The 15,533-nt window shown below is 68.9% G+C and carries 11 protein-coding genes; 2 read left to right on the top strand and 9 right to left on the bottom strand.

Translation table 11 applies throughout. The features are described from left to right. Positions 1-59: 59 nt before the first annotated feature. Positions 60-1,721 carry a glycosyltransferase family 39 protein gene (locus tag VFE28_02960; GenBank protein HZM14939.1) on the bottom strand — a complete coding sequence of 554 codons (1,662 nt, stop codon included), beginning with the start codon at positions 1,719-1,721 and terminating at the stop codon, positions 60-62. A 514-nt stretch (positions 1,722-2,235) separates the two neighbouring features. On the opposite strand from VFE28_02960, the gene VFE28_02955 reads away from it, so the two are divergent. Beyond that, positions 2,236-2,514 (top strand): HU family DNA-binding protein, encoded by a 279-nt coding sequence (locus VFE28_02955; protein ID HZM14938.1) that lies wholly within the window; start codon positions 2,236-2,238, stop codon positions 2,512-2,514. 93 nt (positions 2,515-2,607) lie between these two features. Here VFE28_02955 and VFE28_02950 read toward each other — a convergent pair whose 3' ends face one another. The 7 genes from VFE28_02950 to VFE28_02920 all read right to left on the bottom strand — a co-directional run bounded on the left by VFE28_02950 (position 2,608) and on the right by VFE28_02920 (position 13,804). Beyond that, entirely contained in the window at positions 2,608-3,690 is a 1,083-nt protein-coding gene (locus VFE28_02950; GenBank protein HZM14937.1) for a right-handed parallel beta-helix repeat-containing protein, read from the bottom strand. 261 nt (positions 3,691-3,951) lie between these two features. Then, positions 3,952-8,574, bottom strand: a complete 4,623-nt coding sequence (locus tag VFE28_02945) for a C25 family cysteine peptidase (protein HZM14936.1) — start codon at positions 8,572-8,574, stop codon at positions 3,952-3,954. A 535-nt stretch (positions 8,575-9,109) separates the two neighbouring features. Continuing rightward, positions 9,110-9,475 (bottom strand): hypothetical protein, encoded by a 366-nt coding sequence (locus tag VFE28_02940; protein HZM14935.1) that lies wholly within the window; start codon positions 9,473-9,475, stop codon positions 9,110-9,112. Then, positions 9,468-10,370, bottom strand: coding sequence for a hypothetical protein (locus VFE28_02935; GenBank protein HZM14934.1), 903 nt, complete (start codon positions 10,368-10,370; stop codon positions 9,468-9,470). The genes VFE28_02940 and VFE28_02935 overlap by 8 nt, the downstream gene beginning before the upstream one ends. Positions 10,371-10,434: 64 nt before the next feature. Beyond that, positions 10,435-11,529: an AAA family ATPase gene (locus VFE28_02930; GenBank protein ID HZM14933.1), complete on the bottom strand. Its 1,095-nt coding sequence runs from the start codon at positions 11,527-11,529 to the stop codon at positions 10,435-10,437. A gap of 72 nt (positions 11,530-11,601) precedes the next feature. Further along, positions 11,602-12,240 carry an NlpC/P60 family protein gene (locus VFE28_02925; GenBank protein ID HZM14932.1) on the bottom strand — a complete coding sequence of 213 codons (639 nt, stop codon included), beginning with the start codon at positions 12,238-12,240 and terminating at the stop codon, positions 11,602-11,604. A 175-nt stretch (positions 12,241-12,415) separates the two neighbouring features. Further along, positions 12,416-13,804, bottom strand: a complete 1,389-nt coding sequence (locus tag VFE28_02920) for a hypothetical protein (GenBank protein ID HZM14931.1) — start codon at positions 13,802-13,804, stop codon at positions 12,416-12,418. 88 nt (positions 13,805-13,892) lie between these two features. On the opposite strand from VFE28_02920, the gene VFE28_02915 reads away from it, so the two are divergent. Continuing rightward, the gene (locus VFE28_02915) at positions 13,893-14,585 is read left to right on the top strand and encodes a hypothetical protein (protein ID HZM14930.1); all 693 of its coding nucleotides are present in this window, start codon (positions 13,893-13,895) and stop codon (positions 14,583-14,585) included. A 54-nt stretch (positions 14,586-14,639) separates the two neighbouring features. Here VFE28_02915 and VFE28_02910 read toward each other — a convergent pair whose 3' ends face one another. Continuing rightward, on the bottom strand, positions 14,640-15,530 hold the full coding sequence (locus tag VFE28_02910) for a lysophospholipid acyltransferase family protein (GenBank protein ID HZM14929.1): 891 nt from the start codon (positions 15,528-15,530) through the stop codon (positions 14,640-14,642). Between the last annotated feature and the right edge of the window lie 3 nt (positions 15,531-15,533).

Below are 15,533 nucleotides of genomic sequence, written 5' to 3'. Positions count from 1 at the left end.
GTGAGCCCGGGGGCAGCAAGGCATGTACCAGCGTGGTTCCGAGCCTGCGGGTGGTGGCTTCAGGGAAGTCCGCGCTGGCCGGCAGCGGTGCCGGGAAGCGGGGTGACGCGCTGGGCGGCAGCGGTGGCGGGAAGCGGGGTGACGCGGTAGGCACGCCACCCGGGCACGCCGAGGACCGACTCGTCGGCGACGCGGGTGAAGTGAACGCCACCGCGCGCCTCGCCGGGGCGGAGGAAACGGTCCAGGATCCAGCCGTGATCGACGACGTAGTCGATGTGTTCCGCCAGCACGTAGGTGCGCAAGTCGCCGCGGTGTAGCGCGGCCAAGGCTTCCGGATTCACTTTGCCGTCGAGATTGAGAACCCGCCGGCTGGAGAAGTAGCCGATGGCGCCGCTGTTGAAGATACCGAAGCGGGCCGCCGGCGGCGTCTCGTTCTCGATCCAGCGCACGACGTTGACGAAGCGATAGTCCCCCATCCGCATGCGGTTCCAGGTCATGACGGGAAGCAGCAACAGATAAGTCGCGGTCACGGCGACCGCTGCGGCGCGGCGGCACCGTGGCGGCAGGTGCTGCAAGAGGACATCCACGACTTCGCAGGTCAAGAGGATGGAGACGAAAAAGATCGGGTAGTAGTAGCGGCTGAAGAAAATGTGGCCGAAGACGACGCAGCTGTAGGCGAGAACCAGGAGCACGCCGTAGACACCGAGGAAGCCATAGTCCCGCCTCAGGCTCCGGCCTCGGGGGCGCAAGAGAAGGACGGTGCCCACGGCGGCGGCGGCCAGGAAGGCGACGACCGCAGCCAGCTTCAACCCCTCCGAAGCACCCCACAAATCCAGGAGGCGTTCGAGACTGCGCGTGAACACGTGCAGGCCCGGCGAGGTGCCGAGGAGCAAGAAGGAACGTCCGAGGTTGTGGGCCCAGAGTGGCGCGTGCACGGCGCCGGCGCCCGCCGGCCCGAGGGCCGGAATGTCGTGGGCCGCGTAGGCGATGCTGAGGAAACGGGTCGCCTCCCCGCTTTCCGGCGTCAGCCGTCCGACCACGGCGAGGCTCACCAGGCACCACGGCAACACCACGAGCACCAGCACCCCGAGCGCCCGGGCCCACGGCCGCCAAGGCGCCCGGCGGCGCCATCCGTCCACCGCCAGCGCCACGACAAAGACGACCGCGTCGACCCGCGCCAGGACGGCGAAGCCGAGCAAGCCCCCGAGCGTCGCGGCCTGTCGAGGGCCGGGGACCTCCCGGAAGCGACCCAAGTAGTAGTGGAGGGCGAGAGCGAGGCAGCAGAGCGCGAGGGCGGTCTCGAGCCCGTTCACCGCCTGCCGCACCACCGCCGGGGCGAAGGCCCAGAGCACGACTCCCAGGAAGGCCGGGGCGAACTCCAGCCGGCGACGGAGCAAGCGGTAAAGGAGCCAGCCGGTAGCGACGTCGAGCAACGAGGAGAGCACCAAGGCGAGCCGAATCGGTACGTCGCCGTCGGCCAGCCAGTACAGGGGCACCAGCGTCCCCACCCAGAGAGGCTGGAAGCCGTTGGTCGGATGCTCGAGGTCGAAGGTGGAGCCTTGGCCGGCGGCGATGTGCCGGGCGACGCCGAAGGCGTAGAAGCTGTCGTCGTAGAGCGGGCCGCGGTCCACCAGATCGTGCACGTTGCTGGCCACGAAGAGAAGCCGAAAGGTCAGGGCGGCGGCAAGAAGGATCAGAACCGCGAGGGTGTGTCGGTGCATGGCTTGGGTCGCTGCTGCTTTTTCAAAGCTGTGTGGCGGTGGCGACCCCAGAGGCCCGGAGATCGGCACGGGGCGCATGCAGTGGGCGTGACGGCGACGTGGGGAGCGTAGCACAGCACCGCGGCGTGGACCAGTGAACTCTCCATCAACGCACGCCTGCGAGCGCCGGCCGCGGCGGTGCGGCGGCGACGCCGCATCCCGGGGGAGAGCCGCCGGCGCGGTCGAACGGGGCACGCGGGCGCCGTCCGTCGTACCGCAAGGCCAGCCGGGGCGAGCCGCAGAGAGCGGCACTGGGCGCGACCCCGCGCGCCGCCGCGCGCCGGACGCAGGCCGGGCTTGGCCGCCGCGGCCGCCGCGCCGAACCCACGCCGGTACGGCCTCCGGCGCCGAGATGGGTGCCGGTGCCGCGGCACGGGCGAAAAAAAACTTGCATTGCCTCCGGCGCTGCCTACACTTCGGGCTGCCTTTGGCGGAGGCCCGGTTGGCCTCGTGACGGGAAAGGGGGTGTGGTGGTTTGACAAAGGCTGAACTGGTCGAACGTGTCGTGCTAGACATCGCTCATCGCGAGCTTTCCAAGGCTGCGATCAACGAGGTCGTGGACGCCGTTTTCGACAACATCGCGAAAGCGGTGCGCAAGGACAAGCGGTTCACGTATCCGGGTTTCGGAACCTTCAGCGTCCGTATGCGGAAGGCACGCGTGGGTCGCAATCCTCAAACTGGCGAGGAAATCAAGATCAAGGCGAGCAAGACGGTGGGCTTCAAGCCAGCCCCAGTTCTGAAGGAGTCGCTCTGAGCGGCGCCCTTGCCTGATCCGCAAAGCCGGCACGCCGTCGTGCCGGCTTTTTCGTTCTCTCCCACCAGGCTGCCCTGGGCGCGAGGCTCCCGCTCAGCGAAACAACGCCTTGACCTCGCTCCAGGTCACGGACTGGACCGGGTCGGCGCAATCCGTGTCCGCCCCCAGGGCGCCGCAGCTGCCTGGGACGCAGAGCTGGTAGAGCGGTGAGCCGCCGGAGAGGAGGAAGTTGTCGTTGGCGACATCCTGGTACAGCGGATCGAAGGAGACGTCGCCCGCACCGCGTCCGGAGAAGCACGGGTCCCCCGAGCTGTAGCCCTGGTAGTTGCCCATCACGCCGCCGGTGACGCCGGCATTGCCCCAGACATCGTTGCATTCCAGGGTGTAGCAGGTGCCGAGGGTCAGTTCGCGCACGATGCCGCCGCCGCCGTTGTGCGTGATGATGTTCCGCCGCACGGTGACGTAGCACATCGCGGTGCCGGTGCCCTGGGTGATCTCGCTGCTGACGCCGTCCGCGCTGTTGTAGGCGATGGTGCAGTTCTCCACCAGAGCGCGTGCGCCCTTGATGACCGAGATGCCACCCCCCTGATTGCGGACGATGGTGTTGTTACGCACCTCCGCTGCCGGCCCCGGGGCCCCGGTGTCGGTTTCGATGAGGATGCCACCGCCGGTGTTGTAGGCGATGATGCAGTCCCGGATGAGCGGCTGGGAGAAGAAGTAGATGTCCACGCCGCCGGCGGCGTTGCCGTGGTTCTCCACCAAGTTGCACCGCTGGATGGTGGGGTGACCGCCGTTGACGTACACCGCCGCCCCGGTGCTCTCCACAGAGACGCGGTTGAAGGTGCCGCCGGTGATGGTCATGTCCTCGATGATCATGCTGCGCTGGCAGCCGATGAGGGTGACCACGTTCCCCGTAGCCGACGACCCGTCCAGGATCGTCGCGTCCCTGCTCACGCCGCGGAGGACGATGTTCCGGTTGGGGTTGTTGAGCGGGTTGCCGCCGATGGTGAACCGGTCCACGAACGTCCCCGCCGCCAGCTGCACCGTGTCGCCGTCGGCGGCTTCGTAGACGGCGCGCCGGACCGTGGGGTAGTCCGCAGGAACCTGCAGGGTCCGCCCCCCCGTCGTGGCGGGCAGAGTCAGAAACACAACGCCCGCGAGCCAGAGTCGCGACATGTGGGATGCCTCCTCGGGAGCGGCGAGATCAGGAAGACTGCAACACTCAATATAGGAGAGGCTCCAGGCTGTCGCAAGGAACCGGGCTGGGCTGGAGGCCGGAGGCGTGGCGAAGGGTCGTGGGACGGGAGGTGGGTTGCCTCCGGAAGCGTCGCCAGCACAGCCCCCCCCGGAGGCGCGCCGGCTCCTAGGTGTGTGGAAAGACCCGAGCGATCCGCGTGGCCGTGGGGTGGCCCGATGGCTCTGCCCCGCAAGGAAGCCTCAGCGCAACAGCACCATCTTCTGGCTCGAGCTCAAGGCGCCCGCCACCAGGCGGGTGAAGTAGACGCCGCTCGCTACCGCGCGACCGTTTGCGTCGCGGCCGTCCCAGTCGAAGAAGTGGGGACCGGCGGGGAGGGCGCCATCCACCAGGGTGCGCACCTTGCGGCCGCTCGGGTCGTAGATGCAGAGCAGGACGTGCTGCCGCTCGGGACCGGCGAGATCGAAGAGGATCCGCGTCTGCGGATTGAAGGGGTTCGGTACGTTGCCGCGCAAGCGGGTGCGCAGCGGCGGCAGCGGCTCGGCGTCGGTCGGGGTCGCCGGGTAGTAACCGCCGGTGCGCTGGCGGTTGGCGCGCAACGTCCCCCACGGCACCAGCCCGGGCTGATAGGTGCCGGGGAAGTCGAAGGCATAGACCTGCTGATCCCAGCCGGCCACCACCAGGTCGGTGTCGCCGTCGCCATCCAGATCGGTGATCGTCGGCGTGCTCCGCATCTCCGCGCCGAGGCGGATCGGGAATCCCGCCGCCATAGAGCCGTTCGGCTCGAAGCCGAGGATCTGGCCGTTTTCGCCGCCGAAGACGATTTCCACCACGCCGTCGCCATCCAGATCGCCGAGCACCGGCGAGGATTCCGAAGCGGTGTGCACTTCCACCGGCCAGCCCGGCAAGTAGTTGCCCTGCCAGTTGAAGATGGCGAGCTGGCCGTCCTCCACCGCTCCCGACGAGCCCGCGACCACGATCTCGAGCTTGCCGTCGGCATCGAAATCGTGCAGCGCCACCGAAGGTGCGAGGGCGCTCCAGTGCGTCTCGAAAGGACGCGGCCAGCCCGGGAGGGCGGTGCCATCGCCGCGCAGCACGTAGAGGAAACCATCGCCTGCCGGCACCACCACTTCCAGATCACCGTCGCCGTCCACGTCGCCGAGGGCGGGCGAGGCGTTGACGTCGTCGCCCACGGTCACTGGCCAGCCCGCGGGGATGGAGCCGTCGGCGCGCAGCATGTAGATGCGGTTCGTCGTGGTGCCGAAGACGATCTCCGGCGCCGCATCGGCGGTGAGCACATTGCCGACCACGGGGCCGCCGCGGCTCCAGGTCGCCGACGAGGGGATCAGGAAGAAGACGCCCTGCGTGGCGGCGTTGTTGTCGCCATCGCGCAGCTCCGTGCCGTTGGCCCGCCAGACGTAGAGGCGGCTGTCCAAGCCGAGCACGATGACCTCGGGGGTGCCGTTCAGATCGAGATCGGCGAGCACCGGCGCCGCCCAGAGACCGTGGGTGGTCACCGCCATGGAGCGAGGCCACCCGGGCAGGACGGAGCCGTTGGCGGCGAAGACGAAGATCTGATGCGTGTCCCAAGAGCAGGCGACGATCTCGTCACGCCCGTCGCCGGTCAAATCCCCGGCGGCGAGACCGGCGGTGAAGCTCTGCCCCAGGCTGCTGAAGACGCCGTCGGTGCTCGGATCCGCATCGCCGTTCACGATCTCGGTGCCATTGTGTTGCCAGCCATACACGAGGTCAGCGCCGACAAAGACCTCGGGGGTGGCGTCGGCGTCCACGTTGGCCACCACGGCGGTGCAGCTGGTCCACTGCTGCAGGTAACGGGGCCAGCCGGTGTTCTGCAGCGGGTTGGTGGTGGCCGCCACGGCGCTGGTGCGCACGCTCTCATTGCCACTCCCGTCCACGGCGGTCACGGCGAACCAGTACTTGGTGCTGCCCTGCAGCCCGGCGGCGCCGAAGTATCGGGCGCTGGTGACCACATCGGTGTCCATCCGCGTCCACGGTCCGCTGGCAGCAAGGGCGCGATAAACGTGGTAGCCGATGACATCGGTGGCAGCGCTCGGGCCCCAGGCGAGCGCCACCCGGTCGGGTCCGAGGCTGACGTCGGCAGTGACCGCACCGGGAGGTGTGGGCCGCCGCGTCTCCACATCGAAGGGCCAGGTGCGAGTGCCGCTGGTGAGCACCACGTGCAGGGAATTCGGCTGCGACACGTTGGATTCGGTGAGCTGGAACTCCCCCGTTCCCGTTCCCAGGTGGAGGACGTTGCCGACCACGGCGCTGCCGTCGCTGATGCTGACATCCGGATCCGAGGAGGTGAGCGTCGCGGTGGCGGCATCCAGCTGGGCGAAGCCGTAGTTCTTGAACTGCACCTGCAGGGTGTAGGTCTCGCCGGCTCCGGGAGTGCCGTTGCCGTCAGGATCGACCACGATCAGACCCACGACCCTGGGCTGCACCTGCAGCAAGTCGAAGACGATCTGGTCATGCCAGGACTTGCCGGGGATGGTGAGATCCGCGCGCAGCTCCAAGTGGTGCCGGTCGGGGAGATTGTATTTGAGCTCCACCGTGATCGGCGGCGCGAAGGTGGTCTGCCCCGCCGGCAGGGTCGGAATGGTGACGAAGGGTGACTGGATGATCACGAAGGGATCGCTGGTGGAGAGCGCCACCTGCACATTGGACGCCGCGGCGCTGCCGCTGTTGCGCACTTCCACCGCGACGAAGGCTTTCTCCCCCGCTTCGAAGACACCGTTGCCGTTGCCGCGGCTGCCGCTGCCGCTGTCGGTCACCACCGTCGTCCCGGTGGCCCGTAGGATCGCACCGACACCGGCGGCGAAGGGCACGGTCTCCTGGAACGGGGTGATTCCGGCTCCTTGCACGGTGAGAGTGGCATTGCCCGGGGCCTCGGCGCGGAAGGCCAGCGTCGCCACACCGCTCGCGTTCGTCCGCGCCACGGCATAGAAGTCCCCGGGCTTCCACAGGCAGACCATGGCTCCCGGCACCGCGCCCGGCGCGGTGTTCACCTGCACCGCCAGCTGCTGCTGACCGGGAACGAGGCCGGTGGCGTGGGTCACCACGGGGTTCCGGGGCGCGCAGCGCCACAGCGACAGGGTCGGATCGCCGAGGTAGGCGGTGATGAAGTTGGTCCAGCGCAGCACGCCATCGGTGCTGGTGCCGGCGAGCAGTTCGAGGCGGGCCTCCTGCAGCGCTTGGCCGACGCTCACGCGGTCATTGTCGAAGAGGCCGCGGAACCAGGCTTCGAGAAAGAGCTGGCTGCCGTCGGGGAAGGCTTCGCGCGCCGCCCCGAGCACGCCCACGGCGCCGCCCTGCGGGTTGAGGAGGAACTGTTCCGCCAGGCAGGGAAAGTCGAAGGCCGAGGCGGTGCAGTTGAGCATGACCAAGAAGAAGGGCCGCTCGCCGTTGACGAGGTCCGCCGCTTGCAGATTGGTGAGCGAGGCGTCGGCGAGAGACATGGTGTAGCGGAAGCCGTGGCCGATGTGGGTGACCAGACCGAACCCGGCGTTCATGGAATCGATCGCCGCCTGCCGGCTGAGCGGACCGGCGCCGCTGTAGCCCGTGGGCACCTCGTACAACTTGGTGAGGCGCGAGGGGCAGATCCCTTCGGGCGGGTTGCCCGTGTCGAGATCGTTGAGGGCGATGAGCCGCTCGGCATTGTCGGCGCCATTCTTGAGGATGGTGCCGCCAGGGGTGTAGTCCACCGGCCACAGCACCTCGCTCAAGAAGAGCAGCTTGTCCTGGTAGTTGGTGTGCGCCGGATCCAGATAAGCGGCGAGCTTGGCCCGGTAGTTCGCCACCTCCGCCGGCGTGTGCACCGGCAAGCGACCGACGTAGAACTCCGGATACAGATCGGCGTCGTCTCCCGGGTCGCCGCCGAAGGGATCTTCGGCCTCCCCCCAGAGGTCGTCGCCATCGGCGTTCCAGTTCCCGTCGAGGCAGGCGTAGTAGAGATCCGTGGGCACCGAAGCCGGCGGCTGTATGTAGGTGGAGACGGCGTAGCGCGCCGGGATGAGGTCGGTATCGCCGCCGAGGAGCAGGCTCTGCACGCCCCAGTAGACATAGGCGTCGCGCAGGAAGAGCCGCAGGGTCTCTTGCCGATCGGCGCCGTGCGGGAAGCTGGCCTCGATCCACTCCAGGCTGCGCACCACGGTGGGGATTCCCGCGGCAGTGCGCTCGTCGGCGAGGAGCTGGAAGGCCGCGACCAGACTCTCGCGGGTCACGATGAGCATCTCCACCCCGCTCCCCTCGAGGCTGGGTTTGTCGCTGGGAGCGAAGTCGGCCGTCGGCGCTGGCGCCGGTGCCCCGGCCTTCTCCACGTAGGCGCCGAGAGCTTCCGGATTCACCACGTGGCGCGCCAGCTCCTGCCTCCAGGCGAGCTCGCGTTCTGGGGCGGCGCGCTGCAGCTGCAGCGCTGGCACCGCCGCGACGCTGGTAACGAGCGTCGTGGGGTGCGCCTGCAGGCGGGGGAGATCGCCGCGCGCCACTCCCAAGTGGGCGATGGCGAAGCCATGGTAGCTGCAGTTGGCGAGAACGTGCAGCGGCACGTCGGCGTGCGCCTCGAGCAGCTTTTCGCCCGGAGCCAGCAGCACCGGAACGACGAGCATTCCCGTCTCGGGCTTGGTGGCGAGTGCGGTCGGTGGCTTGGCGGCAGAGGGCGCTGCCACGACCCGGAGCTGCGGCGCCAGAATGGCCTGCAGGCGGTCGCCGAAAGTGAGCGGGCGCTCGGCGCCGGACGCGCTCGTGGCGCCGAGCGAGAGCGCTGCGAGCGCTGCCGCCAGGCAGCGCGCTCGAGCTTTCCACCCGACGCGTAGGACGGAACGAGACGAGGACGACGGTGTCATGCGACGTGCTCCGCGCTGTGAAACGTGACTCTATCGCCGCTTGCGTGCGCCGGCGATGTTTCAGGAGCAGTGCGCCGGACAAAACCTCCGGGAGGCGGCGGGGCCTCGAGAGGCGCACTCCGCCGCGCCTGGAAATGTACCAGACCGCGCCCCGAGCGGGCAATGAAAGAATCGTGCAACTCTTTTTCGTGCAAACTATTGCGTTGTCAAGCGAAGACCTTCCGCGAAGCTTCGCGCCCTTCCGCACCCGCCCTCGCCACGGCCTCCGCTCCGGCGCCCGCCGTGCCGCGGTGCGTCTGCATCGCACCCAGGACGGCGTCATCGCCGCGCCGATGCAAAGCCGTGCGGCGACGGCGCGGCAGCGCACCCCCAGACGAGGAACGTACGGCAACGATGCGACGCCCGCCAGTGGGAGAGTCGCGGTGCCTGCGCGGCTCGGCCCGATGGCAGCGCCAGAACCCCCGTGGCCACCGGCAGGCGGGATGCACGGGAGGGCCGGCGGCGGTGTGCAATCTGCCCGGCGCCGGTCTCGAGCTCAACCGCCCTCGGCGAGCCCCGGAGGACCGAGCTGGACGAACGTGCGCAGCGCCTGATCGAGGGCGAGGAGAGCCACTTCCTCGCTGCGCACCCGGTATTCCACCGCGAGACCGGGGCCGACGCGGGCGATGAAAATCTCACCGTAGTGCGACAGCTCGCAGAGCGGCGTGTCGCGATGGCGGAATTGCACCCCCAGCGGGCCCACCACGACCTCCGCTCCCAGCGCCGCGATCTGGCGGGCGCAGAGGGCGAAGAGTCGCGACGCCGGCATCTCCCGCGTCTCGTGCAGAAAGGCCTCGAGCTCCGTCTGTCCACTCGTGGTGGCGAGAGGCGGTACGGCGTCGTGGTTCTCGGCATCATGCACGGCTGGCTCCTCGACTGCTGAGGCCGGCGAGGAGCGCTTGCGCCAGCCCCTGATAGGTCTGCGCCGCCGGATGTTCGGGAAGCATGGCGGAGAGCGGCCCGCGTCCGCAGGGCGTGTACGGCTGGATCCTCGCCCAGGGCTGCGGCTCCCCTCCCATGCCTCCTTGGCCCCAGAGCAGCAAGTGCACTCGACCCGGGCCGAGCCAGGAGAGGAGCGAGCGGAAGCGCGCGCCGACCGCATCCTCAGCTGCGGCTGCATGCACCAGGATCAAGGCATCGAGCGGCGGCCCTGGCGATGCCACTGGGGTTCCTCCCTGCCGGCGTGCGGTTTCGAGCCAGGCGCCGAACATGCGGCTCTGCGACGCCGCCTGCGCCATGGTCGTCTCGCGTCCCTGGCCGAGCCAGCCGCCGAGCCGCGGCAGCAAAGAAGCGGCGCCGGCTTGCAGATCGGGGAAGTTCACCAGCACGCAGTCACTGGCGTCGATTTCCTCCCGCAGCCCCGGCGCGGGTTCGAGCAGAGGTCGACCGGCGAGGCCTTCGACCACCCGCAAGCCGAGCAGGGCGCGCTCGAGCCGCGGCGCCGCGGCGCGCAGATGCGCCGCATAGGCTTGTGGTTCGAGGCCGAGGAGGAAACCGGCGTTGGGCAACTCGGGATCCAGGTCGAGAACCAGCGTGCGCTGCCCGAGCCGGGTCAACTGCAGCGCCAGGTTGGCGCACACATCGCTCTTCACCAACCCCTGCGCTTGGGAGACGAGACCGAGGCGCAGCATGCGTCGCTGCACCGTTACCGGTTCACGGCCGGTCGAGAGGTAAAGATGCGAGATGTCTCGCAGTCGCCTGGGCCGGTGCGCACCGAGCGATGCCCGCGGCCCGCGCTCGCCGTCCACGTCCGCCACCACTCCTCGTCGCCTCGGCGAAGCGTGCCGGGCAGCGCTCGCCCCGGCCAGCGCCGCGCGTGGATCAGCCGTGGGCCACGAGGTCGGCCGGCACGTTCACGACCGAGTTCTCCTGCCCGAACTCGTTCATCACGCTGGCTTCGTTGTTCGGGTCCTTCACCCAGACGCCGTCGATGATGAAGCGGTACTCGTGTTGTCCACCGCCGACGGCGATGGTGCCGGACCACAGGCCGTCCTCGCTGCGCTGCAGGGGGAAGCCGTCGAAGGACCAGTCGGTGAACGAGCCGGTGACCCGCACCTCGCGGGCATGCGGCGCGTCCAGGACGAAGCGTACGCCCCCGGGGAGCGGCTGCGGCCCCTGGAAGGCCGGTGCGCGCGTGCCCACCTCGCCGACACGGAGGAAGGGCTCCTGCGCCAGGAGCTCCTCGGCCAGGGCGGCGAACTCCTTGGTGGCCCGGCCGGCGGGATCGAACTTGGTGACTGGCTGCCCCCGGCTGGCGGCTTCCTTGAGCTTCACCGTGTGACTGATCACGGTGCGGAGCATGGAGTCGCCATGGAAGTTCTGGATCTCGTAGAGGATGTCGCGGGAAAAGTTGGTGCGACTGTTGCAGTTGTTGGCGAGGACGCGGATCTGCACCTCGTGCCCGATCTCCTCCCGCAACAGCTCGATCGTCTCCCGCACTTTGTGCAGCCCGTGCAGGGAGAAGAAGCTCGGGTCCACCGGAATGATGGCTTCCTGTGACGCCGTCAGCGCGTTGAAGGTCAGCAAGCCAATGGCCGGCGGACAGTCGAGGATCACGTACTCGTAGGGGTGGCGCATGCTCTGCAGCTTGGCCAGGAGCCTGCGCTCCCTGCCGGGCCGGTCCTTGAGCTCCTGCTCCACCGCCGCCAGCACCACCGAGCCCGGGCAGACGTCGAGGTGCTCCACGACGGGAATGACGACTTGATCGAACTCGAACTCGGCGTGCATCAGTACGTCGTAGGTGCTGCGCTCGTAATCCTCGGGGTCGAGGTTGAGGCCCAAGGAGGCGTGCCCCTGCGGGTCCATGTCGACGAGAAGGACGTCCTTCTTGCGCTTGGCCAGCGCGGCGGCGAGGTTGATCGAGACGGTCGTCTTGCCGCAGCCGCCTTTCTGATTGACCACCGAGAGGATGCGCATCGGTTCTCCTTTCGACTCCAGCCCTTACCCGTCCTCTCGACCCACACCCAGGCTCCGGTCGAAGGGGCCCGCTCAGGTGGTTGACTCGGCGCTAGTTAATGGACGCCTCCGAAAGCCTGTCAAGCTCTTTTGCCGCGATCGCAGCCGCCGGAGCAAACCTGGCGGCGCCGTGGCGCGCGAGGCGCGGCGCCGGAAACGCCGCGCGCCCACGTAGGACGGGGAGAAGCTGGCCATGGATTCGAGCCGCACCTGATGGGCCGAGGCGGAGATGTGGACGAAGGCACCCTGGCCGGTGAAGATTCCCACATGGTCCGCTGGCTGGCGGCGGAAGGCGAAGAACACCAGGTCCCCGGGTTCCAAGTCGCCGCCCACCTGGCCCCCCATGGCCAGCTGTTCGCGCACCGTGCGCGGCAGCTCGATGCCGCCGACGGCATAGATGCGCGCCGCGAGCGCCGAGCAATCCAACTTGCCGGCGGGCATACCGGTGTGTGCGAGGGCGGACTCGACGATCTGCCGCTGCGGTTGCGGGAGGGCGGCGGCGCTGGCGGCGAGCTCCACCAACGAGGGGACGCCGGAAGCCCGGGAGGGCGGGGTGTCGAGGCGTCGGGCCGGATCCAGCCGGGCCCGCGCCTCGCGCGCCGTGATCGACTGACCGCACCCGGCCAGGAAGACCAGGAGCAGGGTCGCCATGACCCGGATCCACCCACCCATGCACCCCTCCACCCGTCGGGGTCCCACCCTACGAGGGGCATCCATCTCGAGGCAACATCACCCTGCATGGGCCTGCAAGGAACTTGCCGGCGAACAGCCATCACGTTGTTTTGTGGATGATTACGATGGAGTTCTCAGGAACGACTCGAAAGGATGCGCCGCGCTGCGCGCCGGCTCAGTCGGCGTACTTGAAGGTCTCGGGCGGGTAGTAGACGCCGTCCACCTGGGCCTCGCGCAGACGGCTCACGTCGAAGACCAGGATTCCCGTCTGCTGTACCACCGGGCCGATGCCGCGCATGAGGTAGAGATCGACCTGCTGGGCCAGGTCGTCTTCCGGCGCCATCACGTACATGCGCACCGCCAGCTTGACCACGTCCACCAGGCCGTCGGGCGTCCCGTACTCCCCCACCACCGTGCTGCCCGAACGCCACTCGAGGACGTCGTAGACGAATTCGACCGAAACCTCGTAGCGCGCCAGCAGGGAGAAGTAGAAGATCGGGAAAGCGGTGCTGTCCAGGGGGACGTCGAGGGGCGGCACGCCGGATCCCGAGCAGCGCAGCTGCTCGAGCTCGTTCCCCTCCTCGACCCGGCGGCGGATCTCGTCGGCGTCGGTCTTCACGTAGGTCCAGGTGACATAGCGATCGCCGACTTGGAGATCGGTGCTGGTCAGCTGCAGGGGGAAGCTCTCGAAGTCCCCCCACATGCCGTCGATGCACTGGTCCAGGGTGGTGTAGATCGGTTGGTTCGGATCCCGCGCCCCGAGCTTCAGCTGCGCGAGCCAGACAAAAGTAGGATTGTTCTGCCGCTCCGGCGATCCCGCCTCGGGGAAGTTGTCGCGCTCCGCCGTGAGCGTCATGCCATGCACGAAGAGTCCGCGCCCGGGAACGACGCTCCACAACGCATCGGCAGCGTACTGCGCCGGGATGTGCGTGAGCCGATCGCTGTCGCGCACCTTGGCCGTATCGCGGACGATCCAGATGAAGCCACCCTGGCTGGTGGACGCCGTCGTCGTGCCGGCGAGGAAGCTGCGACGGCGCCACTTGTTTTCCTTGTGGTTGTAGACCCAGAAAGATTCGGCGCAGTTGCCGTTGGCCATGCAAGCGGGCATGAAATCTGTCGCATTGCTCACCCGCTCGCCCTCGTAGAAGCCCGGGGTGCGGCCACCGGCGGGTTCGAAGCCGAACAGCTGCGGGTTGGAGTACACCGACCCCAGCACGGCGTCCACGGTGTCGGGACGGATGATCTGGGCCTGCGAGGCGCCGATGATGCTGAGAACGGAGTTACGGCGCACGAAGCGCGCCTCGTCGGTCTCCGGCGGGATCTGGTTGCGCCCGCCCTCGTTCTTGTACTCGGTGTACTGCGAATCGTCGTAGAAATAGAGGAGACCGCGCTGGGGGGTGGTGCCAAGCGGCAAGTCCGGGGGCAGGAACACCGGCGGTTGGCCGCCCTCTGGAATCTGAGGCGTGGGCGGCAGGCCTTCGTAACAGCCGCTGGGCCCGAAGACAAAGCAGCAGAACAGGAGCACCGGCAGGAGCCCCGCCAGGGTGGGACGGCACGGCAACATGGGCGCGGTTCCCCTCCTCACCGGGCCGTGCCCGCTCCGTTCGCGGCCGTGGCGCCGATGCAACCCGAGAAGCCGGAGTAAAATAGAGGTGTCCCCCGGTCCAGTCAACCCGCCCCGCGCCTCGGGCCAGCCGGGTCAGGGAGGCGGCAAGCCTCCATGGCTCGGCTTGGTACTCCTGGCCGTGGCTTTTGCCATCATCGAGGCGGCGATCGTCACGGCCTACCGCAGCCTCCTCGATCCACAGGGGGAGCGCTTCCCCCTCCTGCCGCTGCCCGGAAGCCTGGCGGGATTGGAGCGCGTGCGTGAAGCAGCGACGCTCCTTCTCCTCATCGCGGCGGCGCGCCTCGTCTACCGGCGCGCCGTCCCCGCCACCGCGACCTTCTGCTTTCTCTTCGGGATCTGGGACCTGGCCTATTACGCCACGCTCCGCTGCAGCCTCGGCTGGCCACGGCACGGGAGCGACTGGGACCTGCTCTTCCTGCTGCCGGTCCCCTGGCTCGGCCCGGTGTGGGCGCCGCTGCTCGTGTCGTGCGTCCTCGTCGTGGTGGGAAGCATGGTGCTGCGACACGAAAGTCGTCGCGGCCCTTTCCGCCTCGGGCGTCTGCACCTGCTCACCGCGGCTCTCGGTGGCGCCCTCTGCCTGTGGAGCTTCGTGACCACGCCGAGCGGCCGTGCCCTGGCGGCTCTGCCGTCACGCTATCCCTGGGAGTGGCTCCTCCTCGGCCTCGCCCTCGGCCTCGCGGCCTTCTCCCACGCCGTCTGGCGCAACCGGCGCCCCTGACCCGGCAAGGCCGGCGGCTGCTGGGACACCGAAACACCCTCGAGCAAGCCGAGATCAAGCCGGCGCGGCAACGGGCGCGGGAGTCTTCCAGCGCCGGTGCAACCAGAGGTACTGCGACGGCGCCGCGCGGATGGCTGCCTCGAGGAGGGCGTTGAAGCGCAGCAAGGTTTGGTGCACGACCTCCTCTTCGGGCAGGTCACGGCGCAGCGGCAGCGGGGGGTGCACGGTCAAGCAGTGCCGGCCGCCAGGAAGGCGGTGACCCAGCACTGGCAGCAACGGCACCTCGAGTCGCCATGCCAGTTGCACCGCGCCTTTCGGTGTCGAGGCGAGAGAACCGAAGAAGGGCACGAAGGCTCCGCGCCGCCGCGCGTCCTGGTCGGTGAGGACGGCGACGAAGCGATTGGCTTCCAGCTCGGAGCGCAAGCGGCGGAGGCCCATGCCACGCTCGATGGCGCGCTCGCCCACCGCCGTGCGCACCGCCCCCACCAGGGCCTCGGCGCGGGGATTGCGCAGGCGCTGCACCACCAGGGTGAGCGGGAAGCCGTGCGCCACCATCCCGGCGCCGAGGAGTTCCCAGTTGCCGTAGTGCGCGGTGGCGAGAATGGCGCCACGGCCCGAAGCGACGGCGGCTTGCAAATGCTCGGCACCGACGAGGTCCATGGCACTCCGGCGCTCCTCGGCGCGCAGGCGCGGCAAGCGCAGGAATTCGACCGCGAGCATGCCGAGATGCTCGTACGCAGCGCGTCCCAGTTGCTGCCGCAGGACCTGCTGCTCCGAGCCGGGGAAGGCGCGCTCCAGGTTTTGCAAGCAGACGCGGCGACGGACACCGAGGGCGAAGGCGAAGCGGCCGAGAGCCCGACCGCAGGCGAGCGCCGCCGCTGGCGGGGGCGCGTTCGCCAGCACCGCCAGAGTGCGGAGACCCAACATCTCCAGAGCATCGCGCACGCC

The sequence above is a fragment of the Candidatus Krumholzibacteriia bacterium genome (assembly GCA_035649275.1).
GTDB lineage: Bacteria > Krumholzibacteriota > Krumholzibacteriia.
This window is presented reverse-complemented; position numbering and strand designations above follow the sequence as displayed.

Bases quoted from the DNA above. Each gene is read 5' to 3' on its own strand.
- VFE28_02930 (HZM14933.1), bottom strand. From the start codon at position 11,529: ATGCGCATCCTCTCGGTGGTCAATCAGAAAGGCGGCTGCGGCAAGACG.
- VFE28_02960 (HZM14939.1), bottom strand. From the start codon at position 1,721: ATGCACCGACACACCCTCGCGGTTCTGATCCTTCTTGCCGCCGCCCTG.
- VFE28_02950 (HZM14937.1), bottom strand. From the start codon at position 3,690: ATGTCGCGACTCTGGCTCGCGGGCGTTGTGTTTCTGACTCTGCCCGCC.
- VFE28_02920 (HZM14931.1), bottom strand. From the start codon at position 13,804: ATGTTGCCGTGCCGTCCCACCCTGGCGGGGCTCCTGCCGGTGCTCCTG.
- VFE28_02945 (HZM14936.1), bottom strand. From the start codon at position 8,574: ATGACACCGTCGTCCTCGTCTCGTTCCGTCCTACGCGTCGGGTGGAAA.
- VFE28_02925 (HZM14932.1), bottom strand. From the start codon at position 12,240: ATGGGTGGGTGGATCCGGGTCATGGCGACCCTGCTCCTGGTCTTCCTG.